This is a genomic window from Aquibacillus halophilus (assembly GCF_009649745.1).
Classification (GTDB): Bacteria; Bacillota; Bacilli; order Bacillales; family Amphibacillaceae; genus Aquibacillus; species Aquibacillus halophilus.
In genome coordinates this window covers 112,160-134,352 of record NZ_WJNG01000005.1, presented here as the reverse complement: position 1 = coordinate 134,352, position 22,193 = coordinate 112,160, and the positions used below count along the sequence as shown (strand labels likewise).

Sequence of the window (22,193 nt, the reverse complement as noted above, 5' to 3'; positions counted from 1 at the left end):
CATAATATAATTATTGTCTTGTGTGTAGGATGTTAATAATTTGCTTTTACTTTTTTAGAAAAACCCCTGCCCCGAAACTATTAAGGCAAGGGTCATCAGGACTCTCATTTTATTTGAAAAGATACAATAACTGTCCATATCCCTCTTCTTCCATCTTTTCCAAAGGAATAAATCTCATTGCCGCTGAGTTCATGCAATAACGTAATCCTCCCTGGTCTGTTGGACCATCCTCAAATACGTGTCCAAGGTGAGAGTCTCCTTCTGTGCTTCGTACTTCCGTTCTACTCATACCATGGGTGAAGTCAGTATTTTCGCTTAAATAATGCTTGTCTATCGGTTTAGTGAAGCTTGGCCACCCACACCCTGCATCATATTTATCTTCAGAGGAAAATAAAGGTTCTCCTGAAACAATGTCTACATAGATACCATCTTGCTCATAGTCCCAATATTCATTTTGAAACGGTGTTTCCGTCCCATTTTCTTGTGTTACCTTATATTGAATTGGCGTTAACCTATTTTTCAACTCATTCCTATCCTTCTTTTCACTCCATTGATTTTTAATGAAATCTTCTCTTCCAGAACCTTTTTTATACAATCGATAATGAAAGGATTGTTTCTGATAGTAGTTTTGATGTTTTTCTTCAGCAGGATAAAACGTGCTAGCAGGCAAAATACTAGTAACAATCGGTTTGTTGAATTTGTTACTTTCTTCTAGTTTACTTTTCGATTGCTCTGCTAAATTCTTCTGCTTGTCATTGTGATAAAAAATAGCAGTTTGATATGACTCACCTCTATCATTAAATTGTCCGCCTGGATCAGTTGGATCAATTTGTTTCCAAAATACCTCTAATAATTTTTCGTAAGAGAAAATAGTAGGATCAAATGTTATTTGTACTGCTTCTACATGTCCTGTTGTATTAGAACACACTTCTTCATAAGTAGGGTTTACAGTTGTTCCACCTGTATAACCTGAAATCACTTCGTGTATCCCTGGTCGTTGATCAAATGGTTCGACCATACACCAAAAACACCCTCCTGCAAATGTAGCTACATCTAAATTACTGTCGACCACAGAACATTCCTCCTATGATGTGCGTATTTACTATCTTCCCTTATTTTTCACCTTTCACACAAAAAAATCAAGAAGTCTGCCTATTTGCTCTTATATATATAATTTTGGTGATGAAGTTCCAGGTAGTTTATCTTCTTCCCTTTTCTTCTTACTTATTTCTTTTTTTTGTGTGTCTGTTTCTATTCTATTAATATTTTCTTTTTGTATTTCAATTTTGTTTTTCGTTTCCTGTTCTGAATGTTCATCGTCAATGGCGTAATCCGTGCTTTCTTCAAGTTCATCTACATCTTCACTTGAATTAAAGGCTTTTATCATTTTTAACATTGCAGGCAGGTTTTTCACCATAGGTCCATATTGTTGAACGACAGGACCTGCCGTTTGAGCCATCTTTAATACTTGTTGAACATTTCCGAGCATACCTGTTATTCCAGTACCTGTACTGGTTGCACCGGTAAGTGACCCAGTAACTCCACCAACACTTGGTGAAGCTCCTTTTGGCATGAATCTTTGAAGCAGTCCTTGAATGCCTCCCATTCCACCTTTCCCTGAATTCACTGGTCCCATAGGTGGTGACTGGTTAAAACTAGAACCAAATGGAAATTGTCTCATACCTTGTGCTGGGTATTGGCTAAAGGAAGGCGGTGTCTGTTTCGGTGAAAACATAGAAATCCCTCTCTTCTAAATGTTGATAATATAGTGTACGTCGAGGCAACAGATAGGTGTAGGCTAAATAGGAATTAGTGGAAACAAAAAAAGTAGCAAGTTTGCTACTTTTTACACGTGTTGTAATTTAGTTTGAGATGACATCAGCAGTAATAATTAGACCTATTGTCCCAGTTAAAATAAGTCCAAATAGAATAGCAGAAAGCATAACATCCCCCTCTTTCATATCTACTAATATATTATTTAACTTCAATTATACCCTTATATAATTAAAACAACGAGAGTAGATATGGCAATTTAATGAAAATTCTATGATTATTTCCCGGGTAAGCGCAGTATTTTCTATAAATCGATAAGTAAACATGTGAATTTTGTCATTAATTGACGTTATGCAAGGAAAGTAGCTTAAATCTACAGATTGTTTTGTCCTCTCTCCACGTTAATTCGACTATTTTTCCATTTCCAATCTGATCTGAGTTGTGTTGTCTCCGAATTTCAATGACTTCATCGATAGGAAATAGTTTATATCCATCAAATGTAATTTCAAATGTATTGTCTTTATTAGCTATTCTTTTTTCTTTTCCATGGGTAATTAGTTTCCATTCAATCAAAAGAGGCATAGACATAAGTAACCCTCCGTTAACTATTTAATTTCTTATCTTAATTATATACCCATTTCATAAATTTTTTAACTTATTATTGATAATAAAAGAAAAGTTCTAGAACTACGATTAATGTTCTATTTGAAAATCTGCTAATTGAAATGGAAAATCAATTTGATATTTCGATAGTATAGAGGCATTTCTATTAAAGGCATGTTTGTAATCATTTAGTTGTTTTTCTGTGTTTGCTTTTTCTTTAAGAATAGTTGAGATTGTTTGAATAGCAGCGGTGACTTCCATAATTTCAGCTAAACTTAGTTCCTTTACATCAGGCGGCATTTTCATTAAATTAAAGTTTTTTAATTCCTGTATGTAATCTGACGTGAAATAACATGGAAAAATTTCATCGTATAGATCCTCTATAAGTTCTTGAACATATTCATGCTGTTCTGGAGTAGATGCCGTTATTACTTTCATTGTTTTGTTTTCCCCCTAGTTTATAGAAACGGTCCAGTGGTTTCATTTTTAAATACACAATCTCCCTTATCAAGGACAAGGGAGATAAAGTATTGATTTATACTAATATATCACGTTACTGATTGTTATTTTAAGGAGTAATTATTGGCAATGTTGCCATTTAACAATTTAATTCTCATTGGTTATATATTCTTCCCAGAGCATATCAAATACTTGAGTCGCTTCTGTAAATGGAATATTCCATTCTAAATAACGACTTATCTCATCATAGGAAGTAGAATGTTTTGGGAAATCATGATCATCAAACATCCAGTCAGCGAGCATACTTTGATTCGTAGGTTGTTTTGCACCTCGATATCTCATCATATAGTGATAAAATGATTTCACAGGATCACCTCAGTAGTTAAGTTAAATTATGACTCTTTGTTCATAAACTCTTCATGGTTCCGTTGTTTTTTTCTATATACGATACTAGATAAGATGATGCTAATTTCATACAGAATGATCAAAGGGATTGCTACAATTAGTTGTAATACAAAATCTGGAGGAGAAATCATTGTACCAATAACAACCAATATAAAGTAAGCATATTTTCTTGTTTTTCTTAAAAATGGGGGTGTTAGAATACCAAGACTAGTCAAAAACATGGTAACAATCGGAATTTCAAACAGTATGGCAAATGGTAATGTAACACGCATTAAAAATCGGAAATATTTATCTACTGTAAACATCTCATTAAACATACCTTCATTTAGCGAAAGTAAAAATGGAAGAATGAAGTCAACAAAAACATAATAGCCAAATACAAGGCCACCAATAAATAAAAGGAAAACAGCAGGTATGTAGGCTAAAGAAACCCTGCGTTCTTTTGCTGTTAGACCTGGCCTAACAAATAACCAGGCTTGAAGACTTAAGAACGGTATCGTTCCTGTAAAAGCTACTAACAACGCCATCGTAAAATACAACCATATTATTTCTCCAGGACTTATAACGTTCAAAGTAAAATCCAAATTTCTAACAAAAAAAGCATAAATTTCCTTAACGTACACGAAACCTAGGATGAAAAATCCTAAAAATATAATAGCAGTCCAGATTAACCTTTTTCTAAGTTCAGAAAAATGATCTAAAAAATTCATTTCATTATCTTCTGCTGTTTGTTTTTCATTGGACATATAAGTCCCCCCTTCCCTAAAGAAACGTTAAAGAAAACTTGAATAGTACGAAAACTTGAGCTCACAGGCTTGTCTTAATCAAGTTCACTGCACATTTTCGTTTCAATAACTTTCTACCAAGAAAAGAAGATGTAAGGTTTAGTCCCCTTACACCTTCAAAAACTTACTTTTTACTATCCAACTTAGTTGAATCATCATCTGACATTATATCTTTTGTTGCTTTTTTAAACTCACGTAAAGTACTTCCAACTGCTTTTCCAATTTCTGGAAGTTTAGCTGGTCCAAAAACAATCAAAGCAATAACCAAAATTAAAATTAAACCTGGAAATCCAATATTTCCTAACATTTACCATCACTCCTGATGTACTTAGTTATTTTTTTCTTCTTTAATCGATTCTTTTTCAGTTACTTGGTCGTCATCTGTAAGTTCACGTGCTGATTTTTTAAATTCACGTAGGGTTTGGCCTGTAGCTTTCCCAATTTCCGGAAGTTTTTTCGGACCAAAAACAATAAGAGCAATAACCAAAATTAAAATTAAACCTGGAATACCTATTGCTGACAACATGCTATTCACCTCATATGTTTAAATTATATCTTTATTTAACTATTCATAAATCCATTGAAACCTATTCTATTTATCATGATATAAATGGATTCCTTCATCACGTCCATCTTACCACTTTTTTAGAGCATTGCAATATCTTCGAGGCAAATAAAATTGTTAAAAGGAAATCACATGAAAAAACACCGGATTTTGCCGGCGCTTTTCTCCTAGTTAGATACGATCATATTGAATAAAATAATAATCATAAGGATTTTTTTCGTCATTTGGACCTTTTTCTTTCTTTGTCATTTTCCACTTATTTTCATCGAATTCAGGGAAATACGTATCCCCAGGAAAGGATTCATCAATATAAGTCATGTACATTCGGTCCGAATATGGTAGAATCTGTTTGAATATATTTCCACCACCTATAACAAAATATTCCGTATCAGGATTTAGATTATTCCATTCCACAATAGTATCAACAGAATGAATAACTTCACAATTTTCTTGTTGGTAAGACTCATCTCGTGTAATTATAATGTTTTTACGATTAGGTAATGGGCCATTCATAGAATCAAATGTTTTTCGGCCCATAATAATCGAATTAGATGTTGTCATTTCTTTGAAAAATTTTAAGTCATTTGGTAATCGCCATGGTAACTCATTTTTATATCCAATCACACGATTACGATCCATAGCATATAACAACGAAATCATAGTTTACCTCCTAATTTAAACAGCAACTGGTGCTTTGATAGATGGATGAGGATTGTAATTGAGTATTTCCATATCTTCCATCTCAAAGTCAAATACTGAGGAAACACCTTCATTTAGCTTCAATGTTGGTAAAGATCTCAGCTCACGGTTTAACTGCGTCGTAATTTGTTCGATATGATTAGAATAAATGTGTGCATCGCCTAAGGTATGAATAAACTCTCCCACCTGCAAATTACATTCATACGCAATTAAATGGGTCAATAATGCATAGCTAGCAATATTAAACGGTACGCCTAAAAAAATATCTCCGCTTCGTTGATACAGTTGGCAGGATAGCTTACCTTCTGCCACGTAAAATTGGAACATGGTATGGCATGGTGGCAGAGCCATATTACTTGGTACATCTTCAGGGTTCCATGCAGTAACTAGATGTCTTCTTGAATCCGGATTATTTTTAATTGATTGAATCACTTGTTTTAATTGATCAATAGTTTCACCGTTAGAAGTTTTCCATTCCCGCCACTGTTGCCCATAAACAGAACCTAGATCCCCAAATTCCTTAGCAAAAGTGTCATCATGTAAAATCATATCTTTAAATTTAACCATTTCAATTTGGTATAACTCATTAAACTCTGAATCCTGTTGACTTCGTATCCCAAAGTCATTCATATCAGGTCCCTTATACCCTTCGCTTTTCACCCATTTTTCAAACGCCCATTCATTCCAAATATTATTATTATGTTGTAAAAGGTAACGAATATTAGTATCCCCTTTTATAAACCATAGTAATTCACTGGCAATAAGTCTAAAAGGAACTTTCTTTGTAGTCAGTAATGGAAACCCCTCGTTTAGGTCAAAACGCATTTGATGTCCAAAAACGGATAAAGTTCCAGTATTTGTTCGATCTTCTTTCTTTGTTCCTTTTTCCAGTACGGTCTTACATAGGTCTAAATAGGCTTGTTCCCCTGTATTCATATCTCCGACTCCCCTTTATACATAACTAATAATTAATAAAAATTCCTAGGAATTTTGTTAAAATTTAATGATTTCAATTCCCTGAAAAACTTGTAAGTTTTAGGTGCCTTTAATTTAATGATAGCTGCTGATTCTTCGCTATAATAATAATAAGCAAACATTTCGGCAAAGTATTCTGAAGTGTGGTTGATAAAATATTGTTCACTATAAAACATCTCATGGACTTCTTGTTCCCAAGATGATTGAAACTCTTTTGTATAGTCTGGATTTGTCATAATTAGATTAAAAACAGTATGACCGATTTCGTGTAATTCAAGATTGATAGAACCGTGACCATTTCCAGGCATGCTTGCACCAATTTTAGCAGAGATCAACCAACTACCCCCTGAGCCAGGCACGTCTTCCCATGTCACGTCTTTCTTCCATCCTCGGGGCTTCTCCCATTTCAAATGATACAACAAGGGCTCGTCCGTTAGATTCCCTTCAAATAGCCTTATTTTCACCCCTTGATTTACTAACAATTCTAAAAGTGGTCTGTCAATGGAATTAATACGTCTAACCATATTTATTAATGAATCTTTATCTTTAACCTTTTCGGGTATTACTATTAATTCATCTAATAAATCTGAGTTTCTTAATTTTTGAATGTGATGTAAGTCTTCATTTCCCATCGCTTTTTGAAGTATAATGCCGCTAAATGGTTTTGTAACGTCAATAAAAGGAAGCAATAAAAATAATAATACAATCAGATAAAAAAGTATTTTTTTTCCGTATTTTCTCATAAGTTGTTCACTAAAGGCTAAGAAGACTACTATACTCATTTTTTATCATGGAGTTATAAAAGTGGTGGTAATAATATTGTAACATATTACAAAAATATTTCGTTTAGAAAATAATCACATAATCCGTTTTTTTTAACATACATCTTGATAAGAGTACAATTTAGGAAAGGGGAGTTTTGCATGCTTACAAATGGAAATTTTCAACACGTGGTGAAACATTCCATGGCTTATGGTTTTGTTCTGAGCCAACCATTCTCCTTTTACGTCGACGCCTATCCTATGTTACAAAACGAAGTATTGACGCAATCTAGTACCCTTTACTATGGTCAACATAACGAATCTGTTAGGGTGCTTCAGCATAAATTAAACCAACTCTCTTATTTTGACAAAACAATTGATGGTGAATTTGGTGTTTTGACGGAATACGCACTAAAGAAGTTTCAGTATGAAAATGATTTAACCGCAAATGGCCGGGCTGATAATGAGACTATTAACACAATCTTAATTATTGAAAGAGAAAAACACTTAAGACCGCTTAAAGCAATTTCTAAGACTTACTATCCAGGAGATAAAGGAGAAGATATTAAGTCAATTCAAAATGCACTACATTACTTTGGCTACTATAAGGGAGAACTGGACGGTATTTATGGACCAATAACTGATCTTGCTTTAAAGATATTTCAACAGGATCATGGATTAGAAGTTGAAAAAGAAATTAATGAAAAAACTGTTAACGCAATTTATGCTGCTGAACCTATCGCTGAGCCGGTTAAGGAGTCTAGTGCTGAAGAAATAAAGGAAGTAGTCGCCGAGCCAAAACAAGTGACCGTTGAGGAAACTAATGAGCCGCAGCAGGTCAAGAAAACTCCACAACAAGTAAGCTTTAGTATTTCGCAGCTAACTTCAGTTGCAAAACAATACATTGGGACTCCTTATGTATGGGGAGGAACCTCTCCCAATGGATTTGATTGTAGTGGGTATATTCAGTATGTATTTAACTCAGTAGGTATAAGTTTGCCGAGGACAGTGTCAGACATTTGGAATTTCACTAAACCAGTGGAAACGTTATCAGTTGGTGACTTCGTATTTTATGAAACATACAAACCTGGCCCATCACATATGGGTATATATTTAGGTAATGGACAATTTGTTCATGCTGGTTCATCCGATGGTGTTGAGATCAGTGACATGAGTATTAGCTATTGGAAGGAAAGATACTTAGGAGCAAAACGAGTCGTTATCCAAAATTAATAACTTTGAAATGAGAATGACCCTATGCAGTATGCTAGGGTCATTCTCATTTCTTATGAATCAAGTTCCATTCTGAGTAGAATTGTTTTAAAAAGGACTCCATAAATTGATGTCTTTCTTTTGCGATTAATTTACCTGTATTAGTATTCATCAGGTCTTTTAATAACAATAGCTTATCATGAAAGTGTTGAATACTAGTACTATCTGAGTCATCTGAATAAATTAGTTGTTGATTAGAAGCCCCATAGGCAAAGGTTCTTGCAATTCCTATCGCGCCAATCGCATCAAGTCTATCAGCATCTTGAACTATTTGTCCTTCTATCGTTAAAGGCTTTTTGTGGCCTGCACTAAATGATATGTACCTTATTATGTTGTCTATTTGTTTTATCTCACTACCTGAAAAATTTATGTTTCTTAAAAATAAGTACATATCATCGATAGCGTCCTCGGGCTTATTAAACAACTTCTTATCTCCTATATCATGTAACCAGGCAGCTGATTCGGCGATGAAAGCATCTGCTGATTCCATTTTTGCAATCTTTTTTGCCATCGAAGCAACACGTTTCATATGAAAATAATCATGTCCTGTTTCATCATCTTTAAATAGATTAAATACGTATTCCTCTATTTGTGTCATTTTTGTTTGATTATCCATTTTAATCTCCCTTAAAAATTAAACAAATTCATTTGTTTAGGATGCAGGTTTTTGTAATTAATTTCTAATAGATCAATTAACTTTTTTGCATTATCGGCAGCATCTCCTCCAGAATTGTTATTAAATAAAACAGTGATATTTTTTGTTTGTTTTTTTAATTTTTGAATATGGCTCTTCCACTCGTACAATTCTTCGTCATTGTAGTTATACAGATACCGAACTTCCCGCCAATCAGACCTGCCATTCCTATTCCAACCATGCATATTTCTGCCATGAAAACGGACAAGTGTTTTTTCTGTGTTGGTTGGAACCAAAATGGTTGGAACAGAGCCCGTCCCCGCTTGTGGTTCGTCACAAATACTATGAATCCATCCTTCCTCTCTCATGAAATTTAATGTGCCGACCTTATGATTTTCATTAAACCATGTTTGATTCCTAAATTCTAAAGCAAGAGGTAAGTCTGGAAGGAATTCTTTGATCCTTCTAATTTTCGTGATATTTCCTTTGCTAACATCAAACCATGGTGGAAATTGAAACAAAATTGCATTTAATTTGTTTGCATCAACCACGGGTTGTATTGAGTCTCTATATGCTTTGAACATATTCTTCGCATCGGTTAGACTAATTACCTTTCTATCATGACCTGTCATAGCTTGATAAGCTTTAATTACAAACGAAAAACTAGCGGGTGTTTCGTCAACCCACTTCTCGTAATTCTTTACTGGTTGAATAGCATAAAAAGAAGAATCTATCTCTACCACTGGAAAATTAGAACTATAGGTTACTAGCTTATTTTTAGAACCACTTTTATTTTGGTATAAAGAATCGTGATCTCCCCAACCGGTCAAACCAATAAGTATTGTCAACATATACTCCCTTCTATCTCTAACAGCAGATTGCAAAGAGAAATCGGATTTTTCTAAATCATATAATAATCTTTTTATTTTAACAAATCATAGGCGAATTTGAATGACGACTAGCTGTTTTGGAAAGATTGTGAAAATCAAAATGATCATAGTTCAAAGATGGTCAATAGAAATTGTAAAATAGTAATGACAGATTACAAACTTTTTTCCTTGATTATTAATCTTCATTAGGCATATGCTTATACTAAATCAATATGACTATATTGCGGTTCGCAAATCCCCGCGTTATCAAAACTATGGAGGAATTTATGGAATGACGAACGAATGGTTATGGATTTTGTTTGCAGTTGCTAATTTTAGCATGCTGATTGCAATTTATCGTATTTTTGGGAAACCAGGATTATTTGTATGGATTGGCATGTCAACGGTACTAGCTAATATTCAGGTAGTTAAGACAATTGAACTTTTTGGTTTGACAGCTACCTTGGGGAATATTATTTATGGAACAGTATTCTTGGCTACAGATATACTTAACGAAAAGTACGGGAAAGATGAGGCGAAAAAAGCGGTTTGGTTGGGATTTTCGACATTAATAGCGATGACAATTATGATGCAGATTGCAATACAATTTGATCCAGGACCAGATGACATCGCACAGAACTCACTATCTACTCTTTTTGGCCTTGTTCCTCGTATAGCTCTCGGTAGTCTAACAGCTTACATTATTAGTCAATACATTGATGTTTGGATCTACACTAAAATTAAAACAATCCTACCAGAACAAAAATTTTTATGGATAAGAAATAACGGTAGTACCATGGTTAGTCAACTAATAGATACTTCTATCTTCTGTTTTATTGCTTTTTACGGAAAATATCCTATTGATATTTGGTTAGAGATATTTATTTCTACTTATATTATTAAATTTATCGTGGCAGTTTTTGATACGCCATTCTTATATATAGCTAAAAAGTTTAAGGAGAAATAGTATGATTGAAATATATACTGATGGAGCAGCAAGTGGCGATCCTGGATTAAGCGGGGCGGGTATTTACATCATTGATGGTTCTAATAAACATGAATATAGTTATCACCTTGGTAAATTATCAAATCATGAAGCGGAATTTTGGGCTGTTATTAAAGCCCTAGAGCTGTGTAAACAGCAATTTCCGAATGAGATTTTGTCTTTTCGATCGGACTCCAAATTAGTAGTAGATGTCGTTGAGAAAGAATTCACTAAAAATGTTAAGTATATCCATTTATTAGAAAAAATCCTTAAAAATTCAAAAGAATTTCCGCATTTTTTTATTAAATGGATACCTGAAAAGCAAAACAAGCATGCAGATCGTTTGGCAAGAAAAGCAATCCACAATAGCTAGTCTATACTTTTAGGGTAGTCCTCTATGTCTAAGCATAGTACTAGCTTCTTTTCTAGTCTTAATCGTTTCTTTATTTAAAGATTCTAGGAGACTGAGGAAAAAGCTTCTGTCAAACGAATACTGAACACGCAATGTTTCCTTTATTGCCATTTTCACTTTCCATTCAGGCGCATTTGTAGAATTCTTGCCGAAGTATATGAAATGCACTTCTTCATCAGTCAATTTGAATCCCTTTGACCATAAATCTTCAATATAAAATCCTAATTGGTCTATTTTCCTCATGTAGGGACACCTCGATTACTAAAATACAAAATTCTAAAAGTTCTCTATCTATAAATAGTATAATTTACGAACATCAGTTTGTCTACATCGTTATTGACCATACTATTCATTATTGGTATTTAGCTCAAGTAATGCTTGTTCTTCTTTTGGAATTCGGATGTATAAAAGTAAAAGGTGGAGAATTGGAAATAAAATAGAAGTGATATATGCTTGAAACATCAATGGAATGACGAATAGTTCTATTCCTACTATTAAATAATTCGGGTGTTTAAGAAAACTATAAGGTCCCTTCCTAATTAGATTAGCCCCAGGGAGAACAATAATTTTAGTATTCCAATATCTACCTAGTGAAGCAATACACCAAACCCTAAAAATTTGAGTGGATAAAAATATGATAAATAGTAATGGTGAAAGAGCAATTTTTTCTGAATTAATAAACACCTCGAATAGTATGAAAACGAAAAAAAAACAATGAGTTATCACAAACCATTTATAATGTGATTCCCCAGTTTCTATCGCCCCACGCTGTATCATCCATTTTTCATTACTTCTTGCTATTACAAGTTCTACTAGTCGCTGAAAAATTAAAAAGAGAAAAATAATCCATAATCCTATTGTCATGAGGACCACTCCAAACTTAGTAATTCAGAGCTAAAACCTGGACCAAGCGCAGACAATATACTTTTTTCTCCTGCACTGATATCTTCTTTCATCCATTCTGCTAAAATGTATAGGACTGTAGACGATGACATATTGCCATGTCGATTCAACACTTGATATGAGTGGTCCAATGCTTCACTAGTAATTTCAAGTACCCCTTCCATTGCCTCCAATACTTTTTTTCCGCCCGGATGTGCAACAAAAAAAGGTATGTCCTTCCTTGTTAGACCTAATTCCTGCAAAAATATTTCAAGATGTTCTTTCCAAAAGGTATTAACTAATTGTGGAATGCTTTTGGAAAACACCACTTCAAATCCATGGCCAGTGAAATCCCAACCCATAACATCTAAGCTATCTTTTTTTAATTTAGAACTTGTTAAACCGATTTTTGGTGATAGGCCCCTTCTATTATTTAAAAAGCTAGATTCTTCACCGATAACTAACGCTGCAGCTATCCCATCTCCAAACAAAGCTGTCCCAATAAAATTGCTCTTTTTGGAATCGTCTTTTTGAAAGGTTAAGCTACACAGTTCAACACACACAACCAAAACACAACTTTTAGTGTGCGAAGTTAGCCAATCCTTTGCTCTTGCCAATCCACTAGCACCACCGGCACATCCTAATCCCCATAAAGGAATTCGGACTACATCATCACGAAACTTATTTCTGTTTAATAAATGTGCATCGATAGATGGCGTAGAAATTCCAGTACTTGAGACAAAAATAATTGCATCGACCGCTTCATATGGAATCGTTTTTGTTAAGAAGTCAGTGTTTGTTAAACAGTGATTTATTGCTCTTTCACCATGTTCAATTGCTTTTTGTTGATACAAACTATTACGCTCTTCAAAGGAATGTTCCCTCTCAAACCATGATTGCTCTACAACAAATTGACGGTTAGAAATGTTCGCATTTTCAAAAATTGGTAATAGTCTTTCGATGTCTCTTTTAGGCCGTGGAAAATTAGCTGTTACGAATTGTTTCACATCATTTTGAGAAAGATTATGTTCCGGGGTACTTATTCCAACAGAAGAAATATATGACATAGAATCTCACCTTTTTAGTAATAGCTTGCACTTTAATACTGTAATTATCACAAATAGGTAAAAAAAAAGCATTAGAATCAATGCTTTTTATAATTGATTATTTAAAATCCATAGATGGTCATTCCCCCATCAACAAAAATCGTTTGTCCAGTAATGTAGTTACTTGCCTCTGACCCCAAAAATACTGCTGTTCCAGCTAATTCTTCAAGTTTTCCAAGGCGATTTAATGGTGTTCTTGAGAGGATATCACTTACATACTGTTTATCTTCTAGCAGTTTTTCTGTTAATGAAGTTGGAAAGTACCATGGGCCTATAGCGTTAACATTAATGCCGTACTTTCCACATTCCATAGCTAAATTTTTTGTCATTTGAATTAAAGCACTTTTAGTCATTGCATAGACAACACCTGTAGGCAAAGCTACATGTCCACCAACTGATGAAATATTAATGATTTTACCCTGTTTGTAATTTTTCATTCTTTTCGCAGCTGCTTGAGCTAAGAAAAATGAACTTTTCATATTTATGTCAACAATACGATCCCATTCGTCTTCTGTAACATCTAGTGCTTCACTTCTAATATTCATTCCTGCATTGTTAACCCAAATATCAATAGGTGTTTGTCCAATAATAAAATCCACTTGTTCAATTATATAAGAGTAATCTTTCACATCACTACAGATTGTATAAGCTTTTCTTCCATAAGCCTCTATTTCTGATTTAACCCTCAGTAACTCTGTTTCTGTTCGCGATATTAAGATTACGTTAGCTCCTGCTTCTGCATAGGCAAGTGCAATCGCCCTTCCAATTCCTTTTGTAGAACCTGTGACTACAGCAAGTTTTCCTTCCAGGTTAAAACTAGGTAAATACAACGTTGTTCTCTCCTTTTCATTTAACGAAATATTCATAACTATTCTACTATTATGACATTTTTAAGGATTCTTTACTTTTCAAAATTAGGGTATTAAACTTGTACTGAGATACATTAAATATGAAGTAAGGTGGAGTCAACATGAAACAATTTTTATTAGTATTTGGTTTAGTTTTTGCATTATTTTTAGCTGGATGTTCACAAACAAACGAAGAATCAACTGATAATGCAGAGAACAACCAGGAAGAAACGGAAACACAAGAAACTGAAGAGCAAGCTACCAATACTGAAGAGCATGGATCACAAGAAACAAAATCAGCTTTACTAAACGAACAATTGGAACTTGCTGAAAAAGTAACTCCATTCCAACGAGAAATTAATAACTATCAAGCTTCTGTTGGAAACGAAGAATTATCAGAAGAAGATCTTCAAGCACTTGCCGATGAAGCAAAAATTGCTGCAGAAGAAGCACAAGCAGCGCTTGAAAACTATGAAGTGAATGCAGAAATGCCAGACGAATTACAAGAACAATACCAAACTGCAATTTCTTCATTGAATGATTACTATAGTGAAGTTCAAACAGCTTTGGATGCTGAAGAGATTGACTTTTCATCTGCACAATCCAAGTGGGATGAATTTCAAAGTACAATTGCTTCTCTATATGAGGAACTTGAATTAATAGTTCCTGATATGTCAGCTGCATTTAGCTAATATATTGGAGTCTTGAAAGTATTACTTTCAAGACTCTTTTTTATTTCAAATCCATTAGTAAATAGCAAAGATAACTTTAGTTTTTCCTCACACCCACCAAATCAACCTTGAAAAACCCGCTTAATTTGGTAATTATCTCCATAAAAGTTCACATTATTGTCACAAACTTTATAAACAAAAAGGTTTGAAAAATTTAAATAATAGGTGAATTGGCCATTTATGAGAAATTTGTGAATCATAGGATTTACTGCCCACTAACTCGGATTTTTCATGTAACATAATTAGTGAAGTAAGTATAAAAGGGGTGAAAGATCAATGTCTAATATAAATCCACTACAAAAAGAGAATAAGCAACCCGCATCGGAATCGGAACCTGAATTAAAAGGTACATTGATTGCTGTTTTTAGTATTGGTGCATTTATTGTAGTTAGTTGGTTTATTGTCTTTGCATTGTTCGTCGCACGTTAGTAAACAATTTGATAGATTGTAAGGGGGAAAGTTTATGCATTTACACAAATACGAAAAACTGTGGCTTATATTTGGAATTGGATCATTAATCTTGTTCTTAACGGTATTAGGAATTGGTGCATTTTATAAAGGAATGCAACCTCCGAGTCATTTGGCTACGATTGATCCACAAAATGTTGAAGCACATGAAGCCTTCAGAGAAGAAAACCTAGGTCTTCGTCAGCTTGATGATGATAAATATATTGTTAGTGTAATAGCTTCTGCTTTTAACTATGATCTTGGGTTAGATGAAGAAGGGTCCGCCGTTAAAAACATTAGAATTCCAGCTGGGTCTACTGTCTTGTTTCAAGTAACTACGGTAGATGTAGTACACGGATTTCATTTAGCTGGTACAAATGTAAATATGATGGTTGAACCAGGGCATATCAGTTCATTGGAAACTGTATTAAAGACGCCTGGTGTTTATACTCTAGTCTGCAATGAATACTGCGGAACAGGTCATCATTATATGGCCAGCACTGTGGAGGTGTACTAACCATGACAACAAATACTAACTTGAATAAGTTTGACTCCAAATTAGTAATGGCTCATATGCATGTTGCATTTGTCTCATTATTTATCGGAGGATTAATGGGATTATTACAAACTTTGGTACGAGCAGGAACATTTACATTACCTTTTGGAATTGGCTATTATCAAATACTTACTGTACATGGGGTAATATTAGCACTTGTGTTAACTACTTTCTTTATTATTGGTTTTCAATTTTCACTAATGAGCAAGACAGTGGGAATGACTGATAAACAAAGAGATAGTGCTTGGTTTGGTTTCTGGATTATGTTATTTGGTACAGTTACTACTGCTGTTACAATTTTGCTTGGGCAGGCAAACGTTTTATATACATTTTATGCACCTCTAAAAGCCTTCCCAACATTTTATATTGGGTTAGCGCTAGTTGTTATCGGAAGTTGGATTGGCTGCTTTACTAACTTTAGACAACTGTATGTATGGAAAAAGAAAAACAAAGGAGAAAAGTCCCCTCTTCTTGCATTCATGGTAGTTATAAATATGTTACTTTGGTTTATTGCAACTTTGGGAGTGGCAGCAACTGTTATCCTTCAATTTATCCCATGGTCACTAGGAATGGTAGACACTATTAATGTATTGTTAAGTCGAACTTTATTCTGGTATTTTGGTCATCCATTAGTCTATTTCTGGTTACTACCTGCTTATATGGCTTGGTATGCAATTATACCAAAAATTATTGGTGGGAAAATATTCAGTGACTCATTAGCTAGACTAGCGTTTATACTGTTCTTAATGTTTTCTATTCCAGTTGGTTTTCACCACCAGTTGACAGAGCCTGGTATTGATCCACTATGGAAGTTTATCCAAGTCGTATTAACGTTTATGGTTATTATTCCTTCATTACTAACTGCTTTTTCGATGTTTGCTACATTTGAAATTACGGGAAGGAAAAAAGGATATACTGGGTTATTTGGTTGGTTAAAAGGTCTACCCTGGAAAGATGTACGTTTCTTTGCTCCAATGGTAGGTATGATATTCTTTATCCCTGCCGGTACTGGCGGTATCATAAATGCATCAAATCAAATGAACCAAGTTGTGCATAACACGATTTGGGTGACTGGTCACTTCCATCTAACCGTAGGAACAACAGTAATACTTACCTTTTTCGGTATATCGTACTGGTTAATTCCTTCTTTAACTGGAAGGAAACTAACTTCTAAGATTAATACTCTAGGTATTATTCAAACAATAGTCTGGACTGTTGGTATGACGATTATGTCAGGTTCCATGCATATAGCTGGTTTACTAGGCGCACCTCGTCGTTCTTCCTATTCCACTTATGGTGGAACAGAACAGGCTAGTGAATGGATTAGCTACCAAATAGCTCAAGCTGTAGGAGGTTCTATTCTATTTATTGGGATTATACTAATGGTTTATATTTTCATTTACATGGTTTGGGCTGCACCAAAAGGTGTTGAGGAATTTCCACTTGCTAAGGTATCCGAAAATGCAGAACCAACTCCAATGTTCTTAGAAAATTGGAAACTATGGATTGGGATAACCATAGCACTAATTCTGTTTGCCTATACAATTCCAGTAATTGATATAATCCAGCATTCACCACCGGGTTCTCCACCATTTGATATTATAATTAAATAAAAATTAAAGCACACGCCTTTTGGCGTGTGCTTTAATTTTGAATTACAACTGATAAATTTTACTGTACTTGTTGGTTAGGTAATTAACCAAGTATTGGGGATTTAATGATTCACCAGTCACATCATTTAGAATCTGTAAAGGCTTTTTCATTTTCCCGTATTGATGTATGTTAATGCCTAGCCAATCCTTCACCTTACCAAAGTCACCATCTTTTATTACCTTACCGACATCCATTGTCTTAGTGAGGCTGTGGTGAAACTGTGCAGCATACATGTACCCTAATGCATAAGAAGGAAAATATCCAAAGTTACCAGCGGACCAGTGAATGTCTTGTAAAATGCCATTCTTATCTGAGTTTGGTCTGATACCTAAATAATCTTCCATTTTTTGATTCCATAATTCTGGTAAATCCTTTACTTCAATCTCTCCATTGATTAGTGCCTTCTCCAATTCGTATCGTACCATAATATGTAAGCAGTACGTCAGCTCATCAGCTTCAATTCTTACAAAAGAAGCTTTTACTTCATTGATTGAGCGATAAAAATCTTGAAGTTCAACATTTTCAAATTGATCCGGAGCAAATGATTTGAACAATTGGTAATGATTTGTCCAAAATTCTTCACTTCTCGCAACTAAATTTTCCCAGAATAATGATTGTGATTCATGTATCCCCATCGATGTACCCGTTGCAAGTGGGGTCTGTGCTAATGAATTACTTATGTTCTGTTCGTATAATGCGTGTCCGCCTTCGTGGATAGTCCCAAATACAGCCATTCGAAAATCATCTTCGTCATAACGAGTCGTAACACGAACATCGTTAGCATTAAGAGATATAGCAAAGGGATGTACAGTTTCATCCAACCTACCTGCCTGGAAGTCATAACCCATACGTTTAAGAATCTCTAAACTGAATTGCTCTTGCTTATCTTTCGGGAAATGGTGTTGTAATATTGTAGGATCAGGTTTATTCGTTGATTGGTTTATTTGAGTCAACAAATTGGACAATGAGTTTCTAAGTTTTGGAAAGACTTCGTCCAAGACTTCTGTCGTTACACCTGGTTCATACATATGTAACAATGCATCATATATATTTTTTTCATAGCCCCAATATTCAGCAAACTTTTTATTATAATCAACCAATTTCTCCAAATAGGGTTGCAATAGTGTAAAGTCATTCTTCTCACGTGCTTCTTCCCAAATCGTTTCTGATTCCGTACAAAGCATGATGTACTCTTTGTATTCCTGTTCCGGTATTTTTTTATTCCGATTATAATCTTCTTCGCACTCCTCAATCGAATGCTTAATAATTATATTCTCAGTTTGACCTTTCAACTCGTCAATGAAATTCTTCATTTTATCTGAAGTGGATAAATGATGTAGCTTTTGAGATAGAAATCCAATTACATCTGCACGTTGTTGTCTTCCTTTTTTTGGTGCATATGTCCTTAAGTCCCATTGTATTAATGATAACGCTTCTTCATAGGAGCTTTTTTCTTTAAGAAACTCTAAAAAGTCGTTTTCCAACTCACTGCCTAAAGTCATATTTCTCTCCCCTTTCCTTTAAGCCAAATATAGATAGAACGTGCGAGCGGCTTTTCTCAGTTAGTGATGAGTAATCACCGCACTTTCACTGAAAACAACTCGATATTACACACGTTTACCAAAATATTGATAGTAATCTGTTTTAATAAATCCGTTAAAAAGCTTCCGTTTTTTCGTTGCTTTTAGACCGTATAACGTTTCAAAATCTTCGTTAGAAGTTAAAACATAGACACTCCATGACGGATAACTTTGCATGGCCAGACCTAAGTCTTTGTACATTTTGTCTACTTCTTTTTTGTCCCCTAATCTTTCCCCGTATGGTGGGTTACTAATGATGTAGCCATTATTTTTTTTAGGGTTAAGGTCACTTACCTGCATTTGTTTCCAATCTACTAAATCTCCTAGACCAGCCTCAATTGCGTTATCTTTTGATACTTCAATCATTCGGTGGTCAATATCGGAACCTGTGATATCTAAAACTTGATCATAGTTAGCCAAATCTTCTGCTTCTTCTAGTGCTTTTTCCCAAAGGTTTGATGGTATTATTGACCAGTTTTCTGAAGCAAATTCACGGTTGAAACCTGGTGCAATGTTTTGGCCGATTAACGCTGCTTCAATTGGAATTGTACCAGAACCACAGAACGGATCAACAAATGGATAATCTGGCTTCCAATTAGTTAATTTGATTAATGCTGCTGCTAAGGTTTCTTTTAGCGGTGCATCACCTTGACCTATACGATATCCTCTTTTATGTAACCCAACGCCTGATGTATCAATGGTTAAGGTAGCAACGTCTTTTAAAAGAGCAATCTCCACTCTATAAAAGGCTCCAGATTCCTCAAACCAAGAGGTGATCCCGTACTTTATCTTCATTCGCTCAACAATCGCTTTCTTAACGATGGACTGGCAGTCTGAGACACTAAACAAGGTCGACTTCACTGATTTACCAATGACGGGAAATTCTCCATCCTCTGGTATAAAATCTTCCCAAGGTAATGCTTTTGTTTTCTCAAATAATTCATCAAAGCTCTTTGCTTCAAATTGGCCGATAAGTAATTTAACACGATCAGCAGTTCGTAACCATAAATTACAACGAGGTATCGCTGTCACATCGGCTGTGAAGATGACACGTCCATTTTCAACAGTTAAGTCTGTATAACCCAGGTCACGAACCTCATTTGCAACAATTGATTCTAATCCCATAGCTGCGGTAGCAATTAAAGTAACTTGTCTCATGGTAATATGTAATTCCTTTCTAAGTTAATAGTAAAAAACCCTTTCTAAAGCAATATGCATGTTAGAAAGGGTAACTGTCTTCTATATTATAGACCAAATGAATGTTTTGTAAGCCATGTTCTGTACTATTGCACTGCAAACGGTGGTCAGCCTCGTACGCAAGTAGTAATCATCTATCTACAAGACGATGCTTGTCCCTGTTTTGGTTGAATTCCCTAATCCAGGATGCCCCTACCAATATTTGGGTTGCTCACTCGTGGGGTTTACCTCGTTCCATTCAAGCAGTTTCCTACTTGACTACGTCACTGTGGCACTTTCAAGGTCGTAATACCATATCTATAAGACTTAGGTATTTTCCCTGCCGTTAACCCAAAGGTTACCTTGACTTATGAATTCGTCAAGCACGAACACTACAAGCATCTCAGCTTGTGTGAGCATGGACTTTCCTCTACATCAAAAGAGATGCAGCGATTACTCAAACATTCATTTAATTTGCTAATTCATTGTAATCTTAAAATCAATAAGAGTCAATGAACAAATTCTAACACAATAATCATCGACTTTCACTGGTAATTTAAGACATTACGAATCAGCAAATTTTTTGCCGAATACAGCTTTTTCTAAATTGGATAAACGCTTTAAAACATCATAATTAACTTGGTTAGATGACGCTGGTCTGTTTCTTGAAGCTTCAGGTTGTTTTTTTAACCGCTCATTTTCCTGTCTTAGTCGTTCTATCTCCTGATGTAAAACTTCATAATCTTGAATTACAGAATCTAAAAACTCATCTACCTCTTCTTGGTTGTACCCGCGCATTGCTGTTTTAAAGTTCTTCTCAAGTATATCTTTACCACTAAATTGGACTCTTTCTAAATTCATTCTATTATCACCTCATATTTCGCAGAGCTTATCCTTTATTTTTTCAAAAATATTCTAAAATGTCAATCATTGTTCCAATAATCAGTATTATTAATTTCAATTTCCTGGACAATCTCTTCTAAATCGAAAGGAGTTATCGTTAGTATCGGATAAAATTCGCGTTCACCAGCTTTTTTGGCTTCTTCTAAGAAAAAGCTTGTACTACCTGGGAATTCTTCATCCATTAAAATTAAACATGCCTCACTCTTATCTATTAACCATTTATCCCTAGCTTTAAACTGGTACGGACCTTTATATTCACTTTTGTATAAAGTCTGAAAGAAATCAGCCTCCATAATAATTTCTTCATAATCGGATTGATAATGCTCCGGCCATCTAGCTTGTTGATTTTCGAAAGGTGGTATGATCGCAAAATTTATTTCGTACTGATCCTTTAATTCAATAATTACTTGGCTAGTCCATTGCTCAACCCCCATTTGTCCAGACATAAGAACCCATTCTAAGCCTTCATCGATTAAAGAAATCAACTTTTTTTTAATAGCTTCTTTAATAATGTCTATTTTATGATCTTTTGGTTTAAATATGTTCATCTCTAATGGCTTATAACCGGTAAGTGCAATAATCTTCATTGATAAACTCCTCTTATAGATAAGTACGCTTTTCAGTATTAAAATATGAGTAATAATAAAAACAAGAGAGCTGGATGGACTCCAGCTCTCTTATCTACTTGTTTAGCGACGATAAAAAGGATTAACTCCTGGTGCTACACCTGGTCCAGCTGGTGGCACTGGTGCTCCCGGGTACGGACCTACAGGTGGTCTAGGCACACCTGCTGCAGGTCCTACAGGGGGAACTGCTGGTGGTCTTGGTGGTGCCGGTACATTATAGGCACCTCCATATAAATCAACACTGTTAAACGTATTCGCTACTGAAGTAGAATGTGGATAGACATGAATATTCTTTTGCAAGTGATGGTTTGCAATAGTTGTGTGTGAAGGATGCACATGTTTAACATCGTTTTCAGAGCACTTATTCACTACATTATAGTCTGTTGGATATACAACTGTTTCAACTGGCTTTGGGCAACCATAGGGTTTATGATGTCTCATAATGATCTCCTTTCTTATTTAGGTTCACTTATAACCTATGTAAAGAA

The 22,193-nt window shown here is 34.8% G+C and carries 30 protein-coding genes and 1 other RNA gene; 7 read left to right on the top strand and 24 right to left on the bottom strand.

Translation table 11 applies throughout. The features are described from left to right. Positions 1–109: 109 nt before the first annotated feature. From msrB to GH741_RS07180, 12 genes are all read right to left on the bottom strand, one after another. On the bottom strand, positions 110–1,072 hold the full coding sequence (msrB, locus tag GH741_RS07230) for a peptide-methionine (R)-S-oxide reductase MsrB (protein ID WP_338079292.1): 963 nt from the start codon (positions 1,070–1,072) through the stop codon (positions 110–112). Positions 1,073–1,162: 90 nt separating this feature from the next. After that, a complete protein-coding gene (gene vrrA / locus GH741_RS07225) occupies positions 1,163–1,735 on the bottom strand; it encodes a VrrA/YqfQ family protein (protein WP_153736118.1) in 573 nt (190 codons plus the stop codon). A 127-nt stretch (positions 1,736–1,862) separates the two neighbouring features. Then, positions 1,863–1,988: a hypothetical protein gene (locus tag GH741_RS22090; protein WP_276608217.1), complete on the bottom strand. Its 126-nt coding sequence runs from the start codon at positions 1,986–1,988 to the stop codon at positions 1,863–1,865. 124 nt (positions 1,989–2,112) lie between these two features. After that, positions 2,113–2,361: a DUF2584 family protein gene (locus tag GH741_RS07220; RefSeq protein WP_153736117.1), complete on the bottom strand. Its 249-nt coding sequence runs from the start codon at positions 2,359–2,361 to the stop codon at positions 2,113–2,115. 105 nt (positions 2,362–2,466) lie between these two features. Further along, positions 2,467–2,814, bottom strand: coding sequence for a DUF5365 family protein (locus GH741_RS07215; RefSeq protein ID WP_153736116.1), 348 nt, complete (start codon positions 2,812–2,814; stop codon positions 2,467–2,469). A 168-nt stretch (positions 2,815–2,982) separates the two neighbouring features. After that, the gene (locus GH741_RS07210) at positions 2,983–3,201 is read right to left on the bottom strand and encodes a YozE family protein (protein ID WP_338079291.1); all 219 of its coding nucleotides are present in this window, start codon (positions 3,199–3,201) and stop codon (positions 2,983–2,985) included. 26 nt (positions 3,202–3,227) lie between these two features. After that, entirely contained in the window at positions 3,228–3,986 is a 759-nt protein-coding gene (gene tatC, locus GH741_RS07205) for a twin-arginine translocase subunit TatC (protein WP_153736114.1), read from the bottom strand. A gap of 163 nt (positions 3,987–4,149) precedes the next feature. Continuing rightward, positions 4,150–4,332: a twin-arginine translocase TatA/TatE family subunit gene (locus GH741_RS07200; protein WP_153736113.1), complete on the bottom strand. Its 183-nt coding sequence runs from the start codon at positions 4,330–4,332 to the stop codon at positions 4,150–4,152. Positions 4,333–4,353: 21 nt separating this feature from the next. Next, positions 4,354–4,551, bottom strand: coding sequence for a twin-arginine translocase TatA/TatE family subunit (tatA, locus tag GH741_RS07195; RefSeq protein ID WP_153736112.1), 198 nt, complete (start codon positions 4,549–4,551; stop codon positions 4,354–4,356). A 210-nt stretch (positions 4,552–4,761) separates the two neighbouring features. Next, positions 4,762–5,250, bottom strand: a complete 489-nt coding sequence (locus tag GH741_RS07190) for a dihydrofolate reductase (RefSeq protein WP_153736111.1) — start codon at positions 5,248–5,250, stop codon at positions 4,762–4,764. A 15-nt stretch (positions 5,251–5,265) separates the two neighbouring features. Next, positions 5,266–6,225 (bottom strand): thymidylate synthase, encoded by a 960-nt coding sequence (locus tag GH741_RS07185; RefSeq protein WP_153736110.1) that lies wholly within the window; start codon positions 6,223–6,225, stop codon positions 5,266–5,268. Positions 6,226–6,257: 32 nt separating this feature from the next. Continuing rightward, positions 6,258–7,007, bottom strand: a complete 750-nt coding sequence (locus GH741_RS07180; protein WP_170287579.1) for an anthrax toxin lethal factor-related metalloendopeptidase — start codon at positions 7,005–7,007, stop codon at positions 6,258–6,260. Between the two features lie 180 nt (positions 7,008–7,187). Here GH741_RS07180 and GH741_RS07175 point away from each other — a divergent pair, with 180 nt between their 5' ends. After that, positions 7,188–8,258 (top strand): C40 family peptidase, encoded by a 1,071-nt coding sequence (locus GH741_RS07175; protein WP_153736108.1) that lies wholly within the window; start codon positions 7,188–7,190, stop codon positions 8,256–8,258. Between the two features lie 46 nt (positions 8,259–8,304). Here GH741_RS07175 and GH741_RS07170 read toward each other — a convergent pair whose 3' ends face one another. Then, positions 8,305–8,913 (bottom strand): HD domain-containing protein, encoded by a 609-nt coding sequence (locus GH741_RS07170; RefSeq protein WP_153736107.1) that lies wholly within the window; start codon positions 8,911–8,913, stop codon positions 8,305–8,307. Positions 8,914–8,924: 11 nt separating this feature from the next. Then, entirely contained in the window at positions 8,925–9,782 is an 858-nt protein-coding gene (locus tag GH741_RS07165; RefSeq protein ID WP_153736106.1) for a DUF72 domain-containing protein, read from the bottom strand. Positions 9,783–10,092: 310 nt separating this feature from the next. Between GH741_RS07165 and GH741_RS07160 the strand changes: the two genes are divergently transcribed. Beyond that, on the top strand, positions 10,093–10,767 hold the full coding sequence (locus GH741_RS07160; protein WP_153736105.1) for a queuosine precursor transporter: 675 nt from the start codon (positions 10,093–10,095) through the stop codon (positions 10,765–10,767). A gap of 1 nt (position 10,768) precedes the next feature. Further along, on the top strand, positions 10,769–11,158 hold the full coding sequence (locus GH741_RS07155) for a ribonuclease HI family protein (protein WP_153736104.1): 390 nt from the start codon (positions 10,769–10,771) through the stop codon (positions 11,156–11,158). 9 nt (positions 11,159–11,167) lie between these two features. Here GH741_RS07155 and GH741_RS07150 read toward each other — a convergent pair whose 3' ends face one another. The 4 genes from GH741_RS07150 to GH741_RS07135 form a co-directional block, all read right to left on the bottom strand. Continuing rightward, positions 11,168–11,440 (bottom strand): DUF6123 family protein, encoded by a 273-nt coding sequence (locus tag GH741_RS07150; RefSeq protein ID WP_153736103.1) that lies wholly within the window; start codon positions 11,438–11,440, stop codon positions 11,168–11,170. A 102-nt stretch (positions 11,441–11,542) separates the two neighbouring features. Further along, positions 11,543–12,061, bottom strand: coding sequence for an isoprenylcysteine carboxyl methyltransferase family protein (locus tag GH741_RS07145; protein ID WP_153736102.1), 519 nt, complete (start codon positions 12,059–12,061; stop codon positions 11,543–11,545). After that, positions 12,058–13,146, bottom strand: a complete 1,089-nt coding sequence (locus GH741_RS07140; protein WP_153736101.1) for a type III polyketide synthase — start codon at positions 13,144–13,146, stop codon at positions 12,058–12,060. Before GH741_RS07140 ends, GH741_RS07145 begins: the two co-directional genes overlap by 4 nt. Positions 13,147–13,247: 101 nt before the next feature. Beyond that, positions 13,248–14,015 carry an SDR family NAD(P)-dependent oxidoreductase gene (locus GH741_RS07135; RefSeq protein WP_153736298.1) on the bottom strand — a complete coding sequence of 256 codons (768 nt, stop codon included), beginning with the start codon at positions 14,013–14,015 and terminating at the stop codon, positions 13,248–13,250. 140 nt (positions 14,016–14,155) lie between these two features. Between GH741_RS07135 and GH741_RS07130 the strand changes: the two genes are divergently transcribed. The 4 genes from GH741_RS07130 (at position 14,156) to GH741_RS07115 (ending at position 17,380) form a co-directional block, all read left to right on the top strand. Next, complete coding sequence (locus GH741_RS07130; RefSeq protein WP_153736100.1) at positions 14,156–14,725, top strand: hypothetical protein; 570 nt, start codon at positions 14,156–14,158, stop codon at positions 14,723–14,725. Positions 14,726–15,040: 315 nt separating this feature from the next. Continuing rightward, on the top strand, positions 15,041–15,193 hold the full coding sequence (locus tag GH741_RS07125; RefSeq protein WP_153736099.1) for a cytochrome c oxidase subunit 2A: 153 nt from the start codon (positions 15,041–15,043) through the stop codon (positions 15,191–15,193). A gap of 34 nt (positions 15,194–15,227) precedes the next feature. Continuing rightward, entirely contained in the window at positions 15,228–15,728 is a 501-nt protein-coding gene (locus tag GH741_RS07120) for a cytochrome c oxidase subunit II (protein ID WP_153736098.1), read from the top strand. Between the two features lie 2 nt (positions 15,729–15,730). Then, a complete protein-coding gene (locus GH741_RS07115) occupies positions 15,731–17,380 on the top strand; it encodes a b(o/a)3-type cytochrome-c oxidase subunit 1 (protein ID WP_153736097.1) in 1,650 nt (549 codons plus the stop codon). A 42-nt stretch (positions 17,381–17,422) separates the two neighbouring features. Here GH741_RS07115 and GH741_RS07110 read toward each other — a convergent pair whose 3' ends face one another. The 6 genes from GH741_RS07110 to GH741_RS07085 form a co-directional block, all read right to left on the bottom strand. After that, complete coding sequence (locus GH741_RS07110; protein WP_153736096.1) at positions 17,423–18,922, bottom strand: carboxypeptidase M32; 1,500 nt, start codon at positions 18,920–18,922, stop codon at positions 17,423–17,425. A gap of 105 nt (positions 18,923–19,027) precedes the next feature. Next, entirely contained in the window at positions 19,028–20,158 is a 1,131-nt protein-coding gene (locus GH741_RS07105) for a THUMP domain-containing class I SAM-dependent RNA methyltransferase (RefSeq protein ID WP_153736095.1), read from the bottom strand. Positions 20,159–20,262: 104 nt separating this feature from the next. Continuing rightward, positions 20,263–20,641: RNase P RNA component class B (gene rnpB / locus GH741_RS07100), an RNA gene on the bottom strand. Between the two features lie 99 nt (positions 20,642–20,740). Then, on the bottom strand, positions 20,741–21,037 hold the full coding sequence (gpsB, locus tag GH741_RS07095) for a cell division regulator GpsB (RefSeq protein ID WP_153736094.1): 297 nt from the start codon (positions 21,035–21,037) through the stop codon (positions 20,741–20,743). Between the two features lie 62 nt (positions 21,038–21,099). Then, positions 21,100–21,666 carry an SLOG family protein gene (locus GH741_RS07090; protein ID WP_153736093.1) on the bottom strand — a complete coding sequence of 189 codons (567 nt, stop codon included), beginning with the start codon at positions 21,664–21,666 and terminating at the stop codon, positions 21,100–21,102. Between the two features lie 102 nt (positions 21,667–21,768). Next, positions 21,769–22,146 (bottom strand): CotD family spore coat protein, encoded by a 378-nt coding sequence (locus GH741_RS07085; RefSeq protein WP_153736092.1) that lies wholly within the window; start codon positions 22,144–22,146, stop codon positions 21,769–21,771. Between the last annotated feature and the right edge of the window lie 47 nt (positions 22,147–22,193).